At 42.9% G+C, this 17113-nt stretch carries 16 protein-coding genes; 11 read left to right on the top strand and 5 right to left on the bottom strand.

The features are described 5' to 3' along the window. Positions 1 to 2: 2 nt before the first annotated feature. The 3 genes from PSU72_RS09430 to PSU72_RS09420 all read left to right on the top strand — a co-directional run bounded on the left by PSU72_RS09430 (position 3) and on the right by PSU72_RS09420 (position 2878). On the top strand, positions 3 to 611 hold the full coding sequence (locus tag PSU72_RS09430; RefSeq protein WP_300432117.1) for a response regulator: 609 nt from the start codon (positions 3 to 5) through the stop codon (positions 609 to 611). Positions 612 to 729: 118 nt separating this feature from the next. Further along, positions 730 to 2316 carry a peptide chain release factor 3 gene (locus PSU72_RS09425; RefSeq protein ID WP_300432116.1) on the top strand — a complete coding sequence of 529 codons (1587 nt, stop codon included), beginning with the start codon at positions 730 to 732 and terminating at the stop codon, positions 2314 to 2316. A gap of 154 nt (positions 2317 to 2470) precedes the next feature. Continuing rightward, the gene (locus PSU72_RS09420; protein WP_300432115.1) at positions 2471 to 2878 is read left to right on the top strand and encodes a YchJ family metal-binding protein; all 408 of its coding nucleotides are present in this window, start codon (positions 2471 to 2473) and stop codon (positions 2876 to 2878) included. Positions 2879 to 3260: 382 nt separating this feature from the next. Here PSU72_RS09420 and PSU72_RS09415 read toward each other — a convergent pair whose 3' ends face one another. Then, positions 3261 to 4283: an integron integrase gene (locus PSU72_RS09415; protein WP_300432114.1), complete on the bottom strand. Its 1023-nt coding sequence runs from the start codon at positions 4281 to 4283 to the stop codon at positions 3261 to 3263. Positions 4284 to 4971: 688 nt separating this feature from the next. Here PSU72_RS09415 and PSU72_RS09410 point away from each other — a divergent pair. From PSU72_RS09410 to PSU72_RS09385, 6 genes are all read left to right on the top strand, one after another. Further along, positions 4972 to 5154 carry a hypothetical protein gene (locus PSU72_RS09410; protein WP_300432112.1) on the top strand — a complete coding sequence of 61 codons (183 nt, stop codon included), beginning with the start codon at positions 4972 to 4974 and terminating at the stop codon, positions 5152 to 5154. Between the two features lie 125 nt (positions 5155 to 5279). Next, entirely contained in the window at positions 5280 to 5711 is a 432-nt protein-coding gene (locus PSU72_RS09405; RefSeq protein ID WP_300432110.1) for a hypothetical protein, read from the top strand. 117 nt (positions 5712 to 5828) lie between these two features. Further along, on the top strand, positions 5829 to 6152 hold the full coding sequence (locus tag PSU72_RS09400; protein WP_300432109.1) for a hypothetical protein: 324 nt from the start codon (positions 5829 to 5831) through the stop codon (positions 6150 to 6152). Between the two features lie 36 nt (positions 6153 to 6188). Next, positions 6189 to 6500: a hypothetical protein gene (locus PSU72_RS09395; protein WP_300432108.1), complete on the top strand. Its 312-nt coding sequence runs from the start codon at positions 6189 to 6191 to the stop codon at positions 6498 to 6500. After that, on the top strand, positions 6500 to 7063 hold the full coding sequence (locus PSU72_RS09390) for a hypothetical protein (RefSeq protein WP_300432107.1): 564 nt from the start codon (positions 6500 to 6502) through the stop codon (positions 7061 to 7063). Before PSU72_RS09395 ends, PSU72_RS09390 begins: the two co-directional genes overlap by 1 nt. Positions 7064 to 7075: 12 nt before the next feature. Further along, on the top strand, positions 7076 to 7387 hold the full coding sequence (locus PSU72_RS09385) for a hypothetical protein (protein WP_300432106.1): 312 nt from the start codon (positions 7076 to 7078) through the stop codon (positions 7385 to 7387). A 52-nt stretch (positions 7388 to 7439) separates the two neighbouring features. Here PSU72_RS09385 and PSU72_RS09380 read toward each other — a convergent pair whose 3' ends face one another. Then, positions 7440 to 8543, bottom strand: a complete 1104-nt coding sequence (locus tag PSU72_RS09380) for an ATP-binding protein (protein WP_300432105.1) — start codon at positions 8541 to 8543, stop codon at positions 7440 to 7442. 32 nt (positions 8544 to 8575) lie between these two features. Next, the gene (locus tag PSU72_RS09375; protein WP_300432104.1) at positions 8576 to 9262 is read right to left on the bottom strand and encodes a response regulator transcription factor; all 687 of its coding nucleotides are present in this window, start codon (positions 9260 to 9262) and stop codon (positions 8576 to 8578) included. A 271-nt stretch (positions 9263 to 9533) separates the two neighbouring features. On the opposite strand from PSU72_RS09375, the gene PSU72_RS09370 reads away from it, so the two are divergent. Continuing rightward, on the top strand, positions 9534 to 10106 hold the full coding sequence (locus PSU72_RS09370; protein WP_300432103.1) for a Spy/CpxP family protein refolding chaperone: 573 nt from the start codon (positions 9534 to 9536) through the stop codon (positions 10104 to 10106). Positions 10107 to 10189: 83 nt separating this feature from the next. On the opposite strand, the gene PSU72_RS09365 is transcribed toward PSU72_RS09370, so the two are convergent. Together PSU72_RS09365 and PSU72_RS09360 are read right to left on the bottom strand one after the other, a co-directional pair. Beyond that, positions 10190 to 10756: a hypothetical protein gene (locus PSU72_RS09365; RefSeq protein ID WP_300432101.1), complete on the bottom strand. Its 567-nt coding sequence runs from the start codon at positions 10754 to 10756 to the stop codon at positions 10190 to 10192. A gap of 186 nt (positions 10757 to 10942) precedes the next feature. Beyond that, positions 10943 to 12862 carry an ATP-binding cassette domain-containing protein gene (locus tag PSU72_RS09360; protein ID WP_300432100.1) on the bottom strand — a complete coding sequence of 640 codons (1920 nt, stop codon included), beginning with the start codon at positions 12860 to 12862 and terminating at the stop codon, positions 10943 to 10945. A gap of 289 nt (positions 12863 to 13151) precedes the next feature. On the opposite strand from PSU72_RS09360, the gene PSU72_RS09355 reads away from it, so the two are divergent. Next, positions 13152 to 17099 carry a YhdP family protein gene (locus PSU72_RS09355; protein ID WP_300432099.1) on the top strand — a complete coding sequence of 1316 codons (3948 nt, stop codon included), beginning with the start codon at positions 13152 to 13154 and terminating at the stop codon, positions 17097 to 17099. Positions 17100 to 17113: the final 14 nt, after the last annotated feature.

The raw sequence follows: 17113 nt of genomic DNA, 5'->3' as shown, positions 1-17113 counted from the left end.
TCATGAACACTGAAGCCACTATTTTCATTATTGATGACGACCCAGCAATACGCGACTCGCTAACGCTGATGGTGGTGCAGGAAGGCTTTACCGTGAGCACCTTTGAGAGCGCCGAATCTTTTCTTGAAAGCTTTCAAGCTGAACGTTTTGGCTGTGCCATCGTTGATCTTCGTATGAGTGGCATGGATGGTATGCAGTTACAAGAAATGCTCACAAAGCATCATATTCAGCTGCCCATCATTTTCCTCACTGGGCATGGCGATATTCCAATGAGCGTACGTGCAATAAGAGCTGGTGCAATCGATTTTTTAACTAAACCTGTCACCCGTGAAAAACTCATGACATCGGTACGATTCGCCCTTATAGAGTCTGAAAGAATACTCACCGAGCGTGCCAACCTTCAAAGCGTGCAATCGCATTTAGCTGAACTCACCGAGCGTGAGCGTGACGTGATGGCACTTGCTGTGCAAGGCCATTCAAACAAAGAGATTGCAAGGCAGTTGGGCATTAGTCACCGAACTGTTGAAATACACAAATCAAAAGTCATGCATAAAACTGGCGCGACTAACCTGTTGGATTTAGCGCGTATTGCCCATGAAGGCGATTTATAAATCAATCTTCCCATCCCAAAATCTCGATAAGCCAAACGCCAAAGTAGCTAGCTGTAAGTTAAAAACCTAATTTAAGGTAAAATGTCGTTTTAGCATTTTTCAAAGATTAAAGTTCACCATGTCATCGCCCGCAACCCCTTTACAGCTCGAAATCAAACGCCGCCGCACATTTGCCATTATTTCGCACCCAGATGCGGGTAAAACGACGCTCACTGAAAAACTATTATGGTTCGGTGGTGCGATTCAAGTGGCAGGGGAAGTACGTGGTCGCAAAGCTTCGCGCCATGCGACATCGGACTGGATGGAACTTGAGAAACAACGTGGTATTTCAGTGACTTCATCGGTCATGCAGTTCCCTTACCGCGAACACATGGTGAACTTGCTGGATACACCAGGCCATGATGACTTCTCAGAAGATACTTATAGAACGCTCACAGCGGTAGACTCTGCGGTCATGGTGATTGATGCAGTCAACGGCGTGGAAGCGCAAACCATCAAGCTGCTGAATGTTTGTCGCATGCGCGATACGCCAATCATTACTTTCATTAACAAGCTAGACCGCGAAAGCCGCGAGCCAATTGAGTTGTTAGATGAAATTGAAACCACGCTAGGCATGGAATGTGCGCCTATGACCTGGCCAATTGGCATGGGGAAAGGCTTTAGAGGCGTTTACAACTTATATACTGACACCATTTCATTCTTTGATCCACGTGCAGATAAAGGTACATCTGAAATTATTCAAGGGCTTGATAACCCACGTTTAGATGAAGTGCTAGGCCACGTCGCTGGTGAATTACGTATCGACGTCGAGCTAGTGCGCGGCGCATCGCATACCTTTAATGCAGACCGCTACTTAAGCGGCAAGCAAACACCTGTGTATTTTGGTTCGGCGATTAACAACTTTGGCGTGCAATCATTGCTGGACGCGGTGGTTGACCTTTCCCCGGCTCCACTTGCACGCAATACTGCAACTCGCCCAGTACCGCCAGATGAGAACAAATTCTCAGGCTTTGTATTCAAAATTCAAGCGAATATGGACCCCAAACACCGGGATCGCATCGCCTTTTTGCGCGTCTGCTCAGGTCGTTTTGAACGTGGCATGAAAATCAAGCAAGTGAGCACCAATAAACAAATTGCCGTCAATAATGCCATCACCTTTATGGCGCAAGATCGCACTACGATGGACGAAGCTTATTCGGGCGATATTATTGGCATACCAAATCACGGTACGATTAAAGTGGGCGATACTTTTAGTGAAGGCGAAAACTTAAAATACACGGGTATTCCATCATTTGCACCGGAATTTTTCCGCCGTGCCCGCATTAAAAACCCGATGAAAATGAAGCAACTGCAAATCGGCCTAAAACAACTGGCAGAGGAAGGCGCAGCGCAGTTATTCCGCCCGCTTTTAAGTAACGATTTAATTTTAGGCGCAGTCGGTATGCTGCAGTTTGAAGTCGTTTCGCACCGTTTGGAACATGAATACAGTGTAGATATGGTGTTTGAACCATACGATTGCTACACTGCACGCTGGTTACGCGGCAAAGATGCAGACTTAAAAGCCATTGCCGATAAATACGGCTTTAACGTGGCGTTAGATGGCGCAGACGAATACGTGTACCTAGCGCCTAACCGTGTGAACCTGCAAATGGCACAAGAGCGTTACCCTGATATTGAGTTTTTAGAAACACGTGAGCTTAATTAACTCTAAAATTAATCTAAGCGAGTTCAACTAACTCAAAGTTCCAACCCCTAAACCGTCATTCCCGCGAAAGCGGGAATCCATTTTTAAGTCAATTTGGATTCCCGCTTTCGCGGGAATGACGAAGTTGATGAGTTTCTTGGTATAAAAATTATTCTTGAAAAATACTCAAACAGAATCTAACTCTCGCAACCCCTGCCCATGCGAAAGCGGCAAGCCTTACAAAGCATGTTGCGAACCATTCCACAAAGGCTCACCCGCACCCACCGCAGAAGCACTGATGCGTTCGCGCTATACGGCTTTTGTATTGCAGTTAGAAGATTACCTACTTAGTACTTGGCACCCTGAAACTCGCCCTACCTCACTTGGTTTGGCCGAAGACCCTCCAACTAAGTGGCTTGGCTTACAAATAAAGCATGCTGAAAATACTAGCGAAATAACGGCAATTGTAGAGTTTGTTGCGCGCTATAAAATAGCAAGCAAAGCAACAAGACTGCATGAAACAAGCCAGTTTGAGCGAATTGATGGGCGTTGGTATTATTTAAACGGTGAATTTAACGCCTAATACCTATTCAAGTAAACATTCCAAGTGCATGTCATTCCGTGCTTTCGCGTGTGAATAATGTGCTTTAGCACATATATTCCACGGTGAAGACCTTTACGGTCTGACACGGAATCCAGTGACTTAAAGCCGCTAGATACCGACTTCCGTCGGTATGACGATTGTGAGTGCAGAGTGGAGTCGTGGGATTGTTTAGTAGAATAGCTATAACAACTAAAGTTATTACAGATACCGTCATTCTGAGCATCGCGAAGAATCCAGCTTTTGAAGTAAGCGACTAAACTTCTGGATTCTTCGCGACGCTCAGAATGACAGATTGATAATTTTAAGCATTAAAGTCACTTTCACTCAAAACTGCCTGCACATCAACATACAAACAATCAGCCTACAAAACATCTAGCGGACTACTCACCCCACGCCCACCTTTATTCAGCACATGGGTGTAAATCATCGTCGTGGCAACATCCGAATGACCCAATAACTCTTGCACAGTACGAATATCATAGCCGCCTTCAAGCAAGTGCGTAGCAAAGCTATGTCGCAAAGTATGTGGCGTTGCAGGTTTAGTAATGGCTGAGTCCACCACCGCTTGACGCATTGCGCGCTGCACAGATTGATCTTGCAAATGATGGCGGCGCATCACAGGCTCAACCTCATTTTTTGAGCGAGGATCTTGCGATAAATTACCGCTTGGAAACACATACTGCCAAATCCAATCTCGCGCAGCATAAGGATACTTAAGCCCTAACGCCTGCGGCATATAAACCGCGCCTAAACCATCATTTAAATCATTTTGATGCAACTGCTTAACGCGCTCTAAATGTGTTTTTAGTGGAGTAACTAAAGTGAGCGGCAACATGGTCACGCGGTCTTTAAAGCCTTTAGCATCACGAATTAAAATCTCTTTACGCTCAAAATCAATATCTTTCACCCGCAAACGCAACACTTCTAAAATTCGCATGCCTGTGCCATACAACAAACTCGCCACCAACCAATGCGTACCGCTCAACCGACCAAGCACCGCTTGCACCTCCGTCTTGGTTAACACTACAGGCAAACGCTTAGGCGTTTTTGCCTGCTCAACATTATCTAGCCAAGGCAGCGCAACACCCAACACCTCTTTATACAAAAACAACAAAGCACTTTTAGCCTGATTTTGTGTACTAGCTGAAACATTACGCTCCACCGCTAAATACGTTAGAAACACCTCAACCTCTACCGCACCCATCTCACTTGGGTGGCGCTTGTCAAAATGCAAAATAAAGCGTTTAATCCAATCTAAATAGGCTTGCTCAGTACGAATGCTGTAATGTTTAAGTCGAATCTTCCCACGTACTTGCTCTAAAAGCTTAGGTGGCTCAACACTTTTAACAACATTGATTACTGAATTGGTTTCTGAGTTTTGCATATTTTACGCCGTATAAAAATATTAATTTTAGGCAATACTAAAAATAGTTAATACTATGATTTTATTATATACTTTATTTAAAAAAATTAAATGGCTTTCATATTTGACGCTTTTAAAAGCATTAAATAGGATGCCTACTTTACGTTAGAGTTCGCAACGTGTCCGTAACCAAATATCAGTGATTTTTGTGACTTTTGAGGAAGTTTTACACCGTTGATTTTCTTCTCTCGTTTCAGATGTGTCCGTAATATAAATTAAGGGACACTCCGTCAGCCAAACCGCTTGAGTCGCTGACGCGCCTCTGCGGTTTGTCTTACGGTAGCCCATAACCATGAGTTTTCTAGCAATGATGTCGCTTACGAAACGCCTTGAGCGCACGACTGGGCGTAGAAATAGCCGCCATGAGGTGCAGTGAGCTTTAAGTAATATCTGTGAGTGGTTCGCTACGCGAAGGGGTGCATGTCCATTTAAGAAGGCCATACCCCCGTGACGGGACGACCGTCACGCCTAGGTTTCAGCGAGGGGCGAACCCATAGTTTTTAAGACCAAACCAAAGCGCGCGCAAAGGACTCTAACCCGACGATGAAGCGGGCTTGCTTAATCAGGGTACTCAACAGCATTGAAAATCGACCCTAGACGCACTAGAATACGTTTAGGCAAGCCCCTTATCTCAACGTTAGGCAGATTTATGTCTCTTGCTGATGCAATAGTTGGTGCGGTTGCGGATTTAATAAATATCGCTGTAAATGTAATCGCAAAAAAACTTGGTTACTCTGAGGTAAAAGTCCAGAAAATTGAAGTATTCTTAGGTTGGGTTATATTGTTAATTCCGCTGTCGCTTTTACTTTTTATCACCTTTAAATACAGTTAGCTCATATGGTCAGTTTTACTAAAAGTGACAGTTTGCACATTCAGCTCAGCCTAATCCATCATTCAAGCGGGACTGGCTAAAGCGTGTCCCTTAATTCAAAAGTTAGACCAAAAAGATTTTTGCATATGAAAAGATTAGTATTCTTGTTTTTATTAGCGCTGTTCCACCAAAGCTCGTTTGGCGCTATCTATAAATGCGAACAAAATGGAAAAGTCGAGTATCAAGCTACTCAATGCGCAAAAGGAAACGACATTTCAAACAAAATAAAACAGCCATCTACAGCCGCCTCTCCCATCACAGAAGCCACGTCATCTGGCACTAAAAAATGTAAGGGCAAAGAAATGAGTATCAACTTTTCAGATATGCCGTTACAAACCACACTAAATGTAATTGCAGATTTCTCAGGTAATAAATTAGTGGCTGACCCATCGATCAGCGGTTCTGATGCTTTCAATTATCAATGCACTCCATGGGACGCTGTACTAAAAGATATAGCTAGTAAATATAATTTAAACGTCAAGGTCGAAAATGGAACTATATTTGCCCGTAATCGCTAGGCTAAACAGCCCAACCCATCTTCAAGCGGGACGCTGGACTTGCCTTAAAAAAGGTAGACAAATCGACCTAACTTTTAGATGATGTGACATGGCTAGAACGATCAAACGAGTATACGTATGAAAAAACCATATTTCCTCCCTATTTTTTCAGCGCTGGTGTTGCTGCACGTTACCCTTATTTTGCTAATGAGCACTAAATGGGCGGTTCATGCTGTGTGGTTTACTAATTTAGTTAGCGCCACACTTTTTCTGCCTTTACTGGTTTTTAAATCAGTCGGTCTGCCCGTGTTTGGGCACAGCGAAGGTTTTGGCTGGGCAACATTTACTATGCTAGGGTGGTTATTATTATGCGTATTTTGGATGATGGTTTATTGGGGTATTGCTACTTTTGCTAATCGTCTTCTCTTTAAGCCCGAGCCACCACTCAAGCAGAACACTTAACGACGACCGTTAACTCAAGCGTTAGGGCATCTACAAATGATAGTGACAGCCACTCAAATAAAATTTAACAGCATACTTTCCTTATTTTATTTTCTGCCTATGGTCAAAAAATTAATCAAGCAGTTAAATGAAGCTGATGGTTTAATATTTTATAAGTTGCGAGGGGTTTATACATTAACAGGCTGGAAGGATCATGAGGCAATGAGGCAGTTTCGAAATAACGGAGCTCATCTTGATGCTATGAAAAACATTAAGAAAATTGGCCTAGCGAAGAGCGTCACATGGGAAACAAAAGAAGAGCCTAGCTGGGATGAAGCAAAGAAAAGACTGATTGAAGTTAAATTTTAATGCCTCATCCACCCATCAAGCGTAACGCACTAAAGCCTGCTGATTTTGCATTTACTCCGTCTGAAAACCAACTCTGTTATAAAGAGCTGGCTAATATGACCGTGCTAAGAACCATGTTTGTAGTCGTAGGCCTTGCGGCAATTGCATGGTCGTATGTTTTTGTTGATATTATCTATAGTATGGGTCAGATTGTGGGGGCAGCAAAGATCGGCGGGCTTATTGCCTCGATTTTGTCAATCATCGCATTCTGGATGTTCGGCGGATATTGCTTGAAGCAGGGGTTACTACTTCCCAGACAAACAGTGGTTTTTGACAAGGGGAATAGACAGATTGTCTATATTTCGCACACGCCGCTACTTGGCATAAAAGAGAGAAAATACGAGTTCAGTGCGATTACTAATATAAAAATATTGGAGAATTTGTCTGAAGATGAGGCTACTACATACAGCTTGGTAATGTCCGTATTACCAGCCAAATCGATTGTGATGGGTGTTTTTCACGATCATGCTCAAGCGGAAAACAGCCTGCAGGACGTGCGTCAGGCAGTCGGATATTTGGCCTAAACCATTAAAAAAATGACTTCTACTGAATCTAAAAAAATTACACCTTTAGCCAAATGGATTATTGTTGGCATGAGTGTATTTATGTGTGCTTATGGCATTTTCATTATTGTGACTCAGCATTATTATGGCTATACAAGTAAGTATGGCGGCGCAGAGGTTAGCACTGGCGGTTTGGAAGCTATGATGAATGGGGTTGCTATTATTGCATTTGGGCAAACGCCGATGTCACTGTTGGCAAAATCTGCCAAAGCTGCAGGGCTGTGGGCTGGCTGCTGCATGGTTTTAGGTATCATATTATTTTTAGCACCCGCTTATTTGCACTAATGGTTAACCTACCTATCAAGTCGATACATTAAACAAAACCTAGCCTGAATACTTAAGTAATAGGCAGTTTAATAGCTACACTTAATCCACCAGTGTTGATATTACTTGCGGTGATTGTGCCGCCATGCGCCTCTATAATCTGTTTGGCAATCGCAAGCCCAACACCATGTCCATCAGTTTGGTTTGTGTTACTGCCTCTAAAGAACGCTTGGAATATAATGTCCAGCTCGTCTTCTGCAACGCCTGCGCCTTGATCATTCACTTGAATTTTGATGAGGGCGTTTTCTACACTGGTTTTAATTGAAACGTGTGATTGGCTTGGGCTGTATTTAAGTGCGTTACGGACAACATTATCAATGGCGCGGTGCAATAGATCTTGCTGTCCGAGCATGCTGAGTGAGTTATCAGGTGTTTCAACTTGCGGCACATAGTCGATGGTGATTTTTCTTGCTTCACCTTCAAAACGTGCATCTTCTAAAACGGTAGTAAGCAACTCGTTTAAATTGACGCGTTCTTTTTCTAGCTTAATCACGCCTGATTCTAAGCGGGAAAGCGCTAACAACTCACCCACTAAATCATCCATTCTTGCAGATTCACGCTCTATACGCATGAGTGAGGATTCCAGTTTATCTGGTTGTTGGCGCGCCAAACCTACGGCTATTTGCAAACGCGCCAAAGGTGAGCGTAACTCATGCGACACTTGGTGCAGCAAACGCGTTTGGCTTTGCAGTAACGCGCCGAGTCGAACTGCCATCACGTCGAAGGCATTACCCAAGTCAATCAGTTCATCTCGGCGCTTACCCATAGATTCGCCAATTCTCACATCAAGATTGCCATTCGCTGCGCTGGCAAATGCTTGCCGCAATTGTTTAATAGGTTTTGAAAAATACCAAGCCAAAATTGCTGCAAAAATAAAACTGGCCAGTGCGCCAACCAATATGGGCATCAGCGGAAACCAACGTTTATGTTTGGGTTTAAATGGTTTATAAAGCACCGGCGGCGCCATAGCTTTATTCTGAGATTGCATTTGAACTTCATGCTCACGTTGCAGTTCTTCTCGCTCATGCACAATAGAAACGGCTATACCAACGCCAATGACTGAAGTTAACTGTGCTAAAAAGAAGAAAATAAAAAACTTCCAATACAAACGACCCATCTGATGTCCTTAATTTGTGTGCGTTTGTAGCATTAGCTTTTAAGCAATTGATAGCCAGAGCGAAATACGGTTTGTATGCAATGTCGCCCATCAGGTAATAGCCCTAGTTTGTGGCGTATGCTACTTAAATGCACGTCTATGCTGCGGTCGAATCTAGCTAGCGGGCGTCCTAGTGCTTGTTGCGACAAGTCTTGCTTAGAAACGATTTGTCCTGCATTTTTAGCTAAAATTTCTAATAAGCTGTATTCAGTACTAGTGAGCATCACGGGTTGACTATCCCATTCAACAAGGCGCTGAGCAGGCCAGATGCAGAGCGCACCGACTGTGATTTTAGTACTTGCATTGATTGTTTCAAGCGGTTGCACTCGCCTCAAAATAGCACGAATACGCGCGACCAACTCACGTGGGCTGCTTGGTTTGGGTACATAATCATCCGCACCAAGCTCTAAACCTACAATACGATCGGTATTATCGCCTTTAGCTGTAAGCATAATCACAGGTACATTGCTATGCTGGCGGATGGCTTTTAGCGTTTCTATGCCGTTTAACCGTGGCATCATCACATCTAGCACCACAATATCGAATGGCTGCTCTAAGAGCATTTGCGCACCTGCCAACCCATCATGTGCGACTTGCACGTTAAAGTTCTCTTGCTCAATATACTCTTTGAGCATTTCAACCAGTTCAACATCGTCATCTATCAGCAATACTGTTTGCATGTGTCGCTTCTACCTAATCAATCTAATCAATTCAATTTTATCTATTTAAAATCAATTTATTCTTAATCATTATTGATGGTCATCATAACCAGCCATTGCGCTTGCCACAATCCTAGATTGTAGACTTTACTCAGATTTACATGCAATTAACGCCCTTTAACATTGCCAGAATGCAGAATGGCATCGTCTTAAACACGTATGAAAAGTGACCATCACGGCTTGTACAACTTAAGCAGCTTTTAATTAAAGTTAATCATACAAAGGATTTATCATGAGCACCCCATTCAGATTTAAACAAACGTTTTCATTTAAACAAATCCTGCTTGCGTCATTTTTAGCAGTGTCGTTACCTGCTGCAAGCCTTGCTCACGCAGAACATGATGGTGATAAAGGGCCGCGTTGTGAGCGTGGAGACAAGTCACGTCATGACGTGCATGAAGGCAAACCACCCTATTTACGCGGCTTGGATTTAAGCAGTGTACAAAAAGACCAATTATTTAACTTAAACTATGCACAGATTCCAGTGATACGTGATCAGCATAAACAACATCAACAATTGATGGAAGAGTTGCGTGCAACGGCACAAGCTGAAAAATTTGATGATGCAAAAGTACAGCAACTTTCAGACAAAGCAGCTAAATTGGAGAAAGAAAAAGTACTTGCATGGGCGCGCCATGATGCACAAGTATTTGCACTATTAACGCCAGAACAACGTAAGAAAGCGCGTGAATTTAAAATGGAAGAGCATGGTTTTGGCCACAATGATGAGCGTAGGGATAATGACGACAAACGCCCTACTCGCTTTAAACAACAAAGCCGTCCGTTAGAAAATCGTAGTATGTAATTGCAATATTGAGTGTTTGCTCATAAAAAACCGCCTACTGAGATTCTCAATAGGCGGTTTTTTATTTTACCAACTTAATAGCATTAAACGTTCTCAAAAGCCTCACATAGTTGGCTTAACAACTGACCGAATAATGGAATCACATCCTCTTTATCATGCGGACTTTCATCATCGGTGCCAGCAATAACAAAGGCTACAGTTAATTTATCTAAGTTCTCTCTAAACTCAAACCAATGGTCAACCTCAGCATCACCTATCAATTTAAACTTTTGCAAACCTGACTCTATGATTTCAATCAACTCTGCGTCTGGCAAGCCTGCGAACAGCGTTTTAGCGATAGTGATTTGCGCAGTTTGAAAGTTTGGTGAAATATCTTCTCGCGCTAATGGGGTCGTAAAAAACGCATAAGCCAGCAACGCATAAGCTTGATAGACACTCAACATATCAAAGTTATCAGTGCGCTCAGCCAGCGGAGAACGCTCTGCTGCTTGAATCGCCTTAAAGGTAACGTAACAGCTTAAATAATCGGCAGAAGCCAGCGCATCGTAGTCGTTCAAATCTATATTGGGCTTAGCCTCATCGTCACGTAATGTTTCAGTCAGGCACAAAGCGTGCATGAGTTTGATGCGTTTTGAGTATTGCATTTCCATTGCGGATCCTATTTTTGATGTAATTAACTCGTTTTAAAATTTATTCACTGCGGATAGACCATGGATTAAGCAGTGAGTAGAAATATATTATCTATTGGGCCGTAGGTCGGGTTTTAACCCGACTTCTCGGACTAAAGTCCGACCTACAGTCCATGGGGTATCCACCATTAAATCCTTCGCAACCCTCTAATCTAATGCAGGCATTGCCTCTAAAAGCTCATGCAATTCCAGCCAACGTTCTTCAGCCACTTCAATTTGATTTGCTAGCTCGGCTTGTTTCTTTAACAATTGTTGTAATTCAGTTTTATCTACAGCGCTATAAAGTTCGCTATCGTTCAAGCGGTCATCGCATGTTTTTTTCTCAGTTTGCCATTTGGCAATATTCAGCTCTAGTTGTTCAACCTCTTTCACTAACGGTCTGCGTTCAGCGATTCTCGCTTGACGCTCGGCTTTATTGGCAGCGCGGTCATTCTTGCTAGGCTTATCTGTCAAAGTTTGACTTTCCGTGACTGCTTGCGTTGCTTGTTTGTCTTTTAAGCGCTGCTCATTTAGCCACTGACTATAGCCCTCTAAATCACTATCAAACGGCTCGGCTTTACCATCTGCTACTAAGATAAATTCATCGCAAGTGGCGCGCAGTAAGGCTCTATCATGCGAAACCAAGATGACGCCACCTTGGTAATCTTGTAACGCCAGCGTTAAAGCATGGCGCATTTCAAGGTCTAAATGGTTGGTTGGCTCATCTAGCAACAGCAAATTAGGTCGCGTCCAAATCAGCAAAGCCAGCGCCAAACGTGATTTCTCCCCGCCTGAAAAATTTGTACATGGCGAACGCGCCATATCACCTTTAAAATCAAAGCCGCCAAGATAATTCATATGTTCTTGCTCACGCGTGAGCGGGTCTAGCTTCATCATGTGTTGCAGTGGCGATTCATCCGGGCGCAATTGCTCTAACTGATGTTGCGCAAAGTAGCCTATATTTAAATCCTTGCCTTCAACACGCTTGCCGCTTAAAGGCTGTAATTCATTGGCGAGCAATTTAATCAGCGTAGTTTTACCAGCACCATTGCGCCCTAATAAGCCCAAGCGCTCGCCTGGTCTAATGGCTAAAACAATATTCTTAATAAGGGCAACATTGTTATAGCCGACCGACATTTCATCCAGCACCAATAATGGGTCTGGTGCGGCAACTGGCGCTCTAAACTCAAAGTTAAATTGTGAGTCTACATGCGCAGCGGAAATCATTTCCATACGCTCTAGCGCTTTAATGCGGCTTTGCGCCTGACGGGCTTTAGTGGCTTGCGCCCGAAAGCGGTCAATATAACTGTGCAAATGTGACACTTTACGTTGCTGCTTTTCAAACATCGCCTGTTGCAGCGCCAGTTTTTCTGCGCGTTGACGCTCAAAGTCTGAATAACCACCGCGATACAAAGTCAGCGTTTGCTGCTCAATGTGCGCAATGTGATTCACAATCGCGTCCAAGAAATCTCTATCGTGCGAAATCAATAACAACGTACCACGATAGCTTTGCAGCCAGCCTTCTAACCAAATCACTGCATCTAAGTCTAAGTGATTGGTCGGTTCATCTAATAACAATAAGTCAGAACGACACATCAGCGCCCGCGCTAAGTTTAAACGCACACGCCAGCCGCCAGAGAAGGTAGAAACCGCTTGCTGTAAATTTGCTTGGCTAAAACCTAAACCGCCTAGCAACTCGGCCGCGCGTGCCTTTGCGCTGTAACCATCAATATCCATCAAGCGATGATGCAGTTCGGCAATCAGCTCACCTTTATGATTAGCTTCCGCATCCGCTAGCGCTGCTTCAATATTGCGCAATTCAGCATCGCCATCCAATACAAACTCAATGGCTGGTATCGCTAAAGCTGGTGTTTCTTGTGCCACATGCGCGACCACCCAACTAGCGGGCATTTCAAAATCGCCAGATTCGAGTTGCATTTCACCGCGCAACAAAGCAAAAAGTGACGACTTTCCAGCGCCGTTTGCACCTGTTAAGCCAACTTTATGACCCGGGTGAAGCTGCAAAGAAGCGGCTTGAATGAGGACTTTTAAGCCGCGAACTAGCGTAAGTTGTTTGAATTGAATCAAGTGAGGACCAATATTAATTCGATGTTAAGTGAAGTATTGGTCAACTAGACTTGACCAAAAACGCTATTCTAAATTATTACTACGAGAGTCTTAAGAAATCTTTAAGAAAATATCTTAAATCTTTACGCTATTTTACTTATATTTGCCTATATGAGTTGGTATCTAATCATCTGTGGATGTCGATATTGAAGTAAAATGATGTCAATTAAAACGATTTCAAATTTGCAAGATTTAAATGAATTACCACCCCTTCTAAAAATAATAAAAAGATAAAGTAAACTCACTAAAAATGGTCAAAAAATCTCTACTCAGGCTCTATCGCATTGCGCTTTTGCTTGCTACTATCATCATTGTCATTTTTTTGATTGCAGCGCTCGTTATTCAATTTTATGTATTCCCAAGTATTAATCAATACAAAGACAAAATCGCCAATTACGCAACGCAGGCGGCGCATCAGAAAGTCGTGATCGGCAATATTGAAGCAGGCTGGCAAGGCATTAACCCGCATTTATCATTATCGAATATTGACCTTTATGATGCCGAGAATCGCCCGGCCTTAGCCCTTAAAGATACGGAAATATCGTTCTCATGGTTAAGTATTCCATTGCTAGAGCTGCATTTAGCCAACTTCACTATTCGCTCACCTGAGTTAACTATACGCCGCAACTTAAATGGTGACATTTTTGTTGCCGGCATTAGCATGCAAGGGCAATCAAAACCTGATTTACCAAATTGGCTATTAAGGCAATCTCAGTTTGATGTACTAAATGCCAAAATCATTTGGCTAGATGAAATGCGTGGCGCACCTGCTCTGAGTTTAGAAAAACTTAATCTACAAGTGGTCAGTCCGCCGTGGAAAAGCTTTATCAAGAACCATCGCGTTACACTAAGCACCCTCGTTTCTGCAGGCACTAGTGAGCCTATTATGATTAATGCCAATGTGTATGGTAACGACATTAGTCGCTTATCTGAATGGCACGGCAGTGTAGAAACAAAGTTAAAAAATGCCAACGTGATTGCCTTTAAACCGTGGTTTGATTATTCAACGATAACGCATCCTATTAATTTGCAGTCTGGTGTTGGTAGCACAGACACTACCATTGAGTTTGCTAAAAATCAGGTGCAATCTGTGACTAGCAATGTCGCTTTAAACAATGTTCAGTTACTACTCAAGGCCAACACTGAGCCACTGATATTAAACAAGTTAGTGGGCGAACTTGACTGGAAAAGTTCGGCGACAGAGCAATCATTTAACGTAAGCCACTTAACGCTCAATACTAGCAATGGTTTGACCTTGAAAGATGCTGCTGGTGGTTATGCTAAAACGCAGCAAGGTAATGAAAAGTTTAATCTCAAACTTACACATATAGACTTGGCATTTATCAAAGCCTACCTAGTGCAACTACCTTTGCCTGCAGACATAGCGCAAAAAATTAATAGCTTATCGCCCACTGGCAAGCTCGATAATTTGCTGCTTAGCTGGGAAGGCAAACAATCCCTTACTAAAAAATACCAATTCAACGCGAAGTTTAACGATCTAGGCATGCTTGCTTATGAACAAATCCCTGGTTTTAACAATCTGACAGGGGAAATTAAGGCTAATCAAAACTCTGGAAAAGTGTCACTTAACACACAAAATGCCAAGTTAGATTTTAAAGACGTTTTACGCTGGCCTATTCCTGTAGACAAGCTAACGGGAGACATTAGCTGGAGTATTAGCGATAAAGAAACCACCATCAAAGCGAGTCAGCTCAATGTCAGCAGCCAACACTTGGTAGGCACACTCAACGCCGAATATTTAATGGATGGCAATAAGGGTGGCTATCTTGATTTGACTGGTAGATTTGGTAAAGGTGACGCTAAATTTGCTTCATTTTACTACCCAACTATTCTCGGCAAAGATACCTTACATTGGTTAGATACTTCTATTTTGTCTGGGCGTGCCGATGACATCAACCTGACGGTAAAAGGTCGATTGGCTGACTTCCCATTTGTAGACAGCAAGAATAATTTGAATGCTAAATTAGGCTTATTTAGAGTGACCGCCAAAGTCAGCAATAGTACGCTGGAATATGGCACTGATTGGCCTGTGATAGAGGGCTTAGGCCTTAATTTGCTGTTTGAAGGTAAGCGCATGGAGCTGAATGCAAATGCTGGCCATATATTTGGTAATCAAATCGTTAAAAGCAAAACCGTGATTGCACAATTAGATGCTGACTCGCCAATACTCAGCATTGAAAGTGAGCTTAAAGGACCAACGGCTGAAGCCATTAAATTTGTCAATAAAAGCCCAGTTTCAACAGTGACACTAGGGTTTACTGACGATTTAAAAACCAGCGGTCAAGGCAAGCTCAATTTAGGCTTAAAAATTCCTTTGCAAGACTTAGACTCAGCACAATACAAAGGTTTGTACCAAATTACCAATGGCAGCATGGATAGCGAAAGCATCCCTGCCCTTACTAACATTAATGGTGCGTTGGCATTTACAGAAAGCAGTCTATCAGCCAAAAATATCAATGCGAATGCCTTCGGCTCGCCAGTGGTGGTAAATATTGACTCTGGTAAAGATAAAGTCGTGCATGTCACAGCCAAAGGCAGATTGAATGATGAAGCCATCAAACAAGCGCTGCTGGATCAGGATCCTGTTAATCGCTCTTGGGTAAAAGGTGCGAATTATATTTCTGGCAGTACCGATTGGGTAAGTGATATCACGATTCAAAAACCAGTGGTCACTATCAGCGTACGTTCAGATTTAGTCGGTATCACATCGCGCTTACCTGCACCCTTTAACAAGACTGCAAACGAGCGTTGGAATATGCGCCTTGATAAAAAGCAGGATGCCACCACAGATACCATTACGATGAATCTAGCTAATAAACTGGCTGCAAAAATTGTCCGTACGGGTAGCAGTGACAACCTACAGATTGATCGTGGCAGCATTAGGCTCAATGCTAATGCTACAACTAGCGCTATCAATAACAATGAGTTCACAAGCAACGTAGATCTAGGTAATGTTAAAGGACTGCAAGTTTACGGTAACCTCGATTATCTTGATGCTGATGCATGGCGTAAGGTCATGCAAGATTTCTCTGGTTCATCAAAACAAAGCCCAGCATTACCAATACAAAAACTAGCCATTAAAATAAATACATTAGATATATTCGATAGGCGTATAAACCAATTGAGAGTATCCAACAACTCAGATAAAGATGGCCTGCATGCCAATATACAAAGTAAAGAGATATCTGGTGACTTACAATGGATTAGCCAAAACAACGGAAAGCTTATTGCTCGCCTGAGTAATTTAACCATACCAGAACCTGCGCCCAATCGCATCAAAACAAAAGAAGTCGCTGCAAAAGAGTTCTTTAAACTGGAACAAGACTACCCTTCGCTAGATATCACCGCGGACAACTTTGAGTTTAATAAGAAAAATTTTGGTGCTTTAGAGTTATTTGCTTATCCGCAAAAAGATAATTGGAATATTCAAAAACTCAAACTCAGTACACCAGATGGCCAAATCAGTGCCGAAGGTCAGTGGAATAACTGGGTGAGAAGTCCTAACACTTTTCTTTCTATCTCATGGGATATTAAGAACTTAGGTAAAACGCTTAGAAATATGGGTTACCCAGATACCATTAAAGGCGGCGATGGGACGCTCACAGGACAGCTACATTGGCCTGGCAGCCCACATGAGTTCAATCCAGCGGGTATGAACGGTAACTTTCAACTCAGCCTCAATAAAGGGCAGATTTTAAAAGTACAACCTGGTGTTGGTCGATTGCTAGGCCTGCTCAGCCTACAAAGCTTGCCCCGCCGTTTAACCTTGGACTTTAGAGACTTATTTAGTAATGGCTTTGCTTTTGATAAAATAGAAGCCACAGTTAAAGTCAGCAAAGGCGTAATGCATAGTGACAATTTCGTCATGTCTGGTCCAGCGGCAGATGTCAACATTAAAGGTGAAACTAACTTGCAAAAAGAGACTCAACACTTAACAGTAAAAGTTTTACCGCATGTGAGTGATAGCCTCTCTCTTGCAGCGCTAGCAGGAGGTCCTTTAGCTGGCGCCGTTGCTTTTTTAGCGCAAAAAATATTAAAAGATCCACTGAATAAAATTGCTTCTAGTGAGTATGAGATTATTGGTACGTGGGATAACCCACAAGAATTGAAGTCAGGTGAAACGAAAGAAGCTAAACCAGACTCGGGCACCAATTCACCTCTCAATCAATCTAACTAATTAGAAATCATATC

The organism is Methylotenera sp., assembly GCF_029945535.1.
In the GTDB taxonomy this organism is placed as follows: Bacteria; Pseudomonadota; Gammaproteobacteria; order Burkholderiales; family Methylophilaceae; genus Methylotenera.
Note: the sequence above shows the minus strand (reverse complement) of the source record. Positions and strands in the feature narration are given on the sequence as shown.

Excerpts from the sequence above, each read along its gene's own strand:
- PSU72_RS09430 (WP_300432117.1), top strand. The coding sequence starts at position 3 with ATGAACACTGAAGCCACTATTTTCATTATTGATGACGACCCAGCAATA.
- PSU72_RS09425 (WP_300432116.1), top strand. The coding sequence starts at position 730 with ATGTCATCGCCCGCAACCCCTTTACAGCTCGAAATCAAACGCCGCCGC.
- PSU72_RS09415 (WP_300432114.1), bottom strand. The coding sequence starts at position 4,283 with ATGCAAAACTCAGAAACCAATTCAGTAATCAATGTTGTTAAAAGTGTT.
- PSU72_RS09410 (WP_300432112.1), top strand. The coding sequence starts at position 4,972 with ATGTCTCTTGCTGATGCAATAGTTGGTGCGGTTGCGGATTTAATAAAT.
- PSU72_RS09405 (WP_300432110.1), top strand. The coding sequence starts at position 5,280 with ATGAAAAGATTAGTATTCTTGTTTTTATTAGCGCTGTTCCACCAAAGC.
- PSU72_RS09400 (WP_300432109.1), top strand. The coding sequence starts at position 5,829 with ATGAAAAAACCATATTTCCTCCCTATTTTTTCAGCGCTGGTGTTGCTG.
- PSU72_RS09395 (WP_300432108.1), top strand. The coding sequence starts at position 6,189 with ATGATAGTGACAGCCACTCAAATAAAATTTAACAGCATACTTTCCTTA.
- PSU72_RS09390 (WP_300432107.1), top strand. The coding sequence starts at position 6,500 with ATGCCTCATCCACCCATCAAGCGTAACGCACTAAAGCCTGCTGATTTT.
- PSU72_RS09385 (WP_300432106.1), top strand. The coding sequence starts at position 7,076 with ATGACTTCTACTGAATCTAAAAAAATTACACCTTTAGCCAAATGGATT.
- PSU72_RS09380 (WP_300432105.1), bottom strand. The coding sequence starts at position 8,543 with ATGGGTCGTTTGTATTGGAAGTTTTTTATTTTCTTCTTTTTAGCACAG.
- PSU72_RS09375 (WP_300432104.1), bottom strand. The coding sequence starts at position 9,262 with ATGCAAACAGTATTGCTGATAGATGACGATGTTGAACTGGTTGAAATG.
- PSU72_RS09370 (WP_300432103.1), top strand. The coding sequence starts at position 9,534 with ATGAGCACCCCATTCAGATTTAAACAAACGTTTTCATTTAAACAAATC.
- PSU72_RS09365 (WP_300432101.1), bottom strand. The coding sequence starts at position 10,756 with ATGGAAATGCAATACTCAAAACGCATCAAACTCATGCACGCTTTGTGC.
- PSU72_RS09355 (WP_300432099.1), top strand. The coding sequence starts at position 13,152 with ATGGTCAAAAAATCTCTACTCAGGCTCTATCGCATTGCGCTTTTGCTT.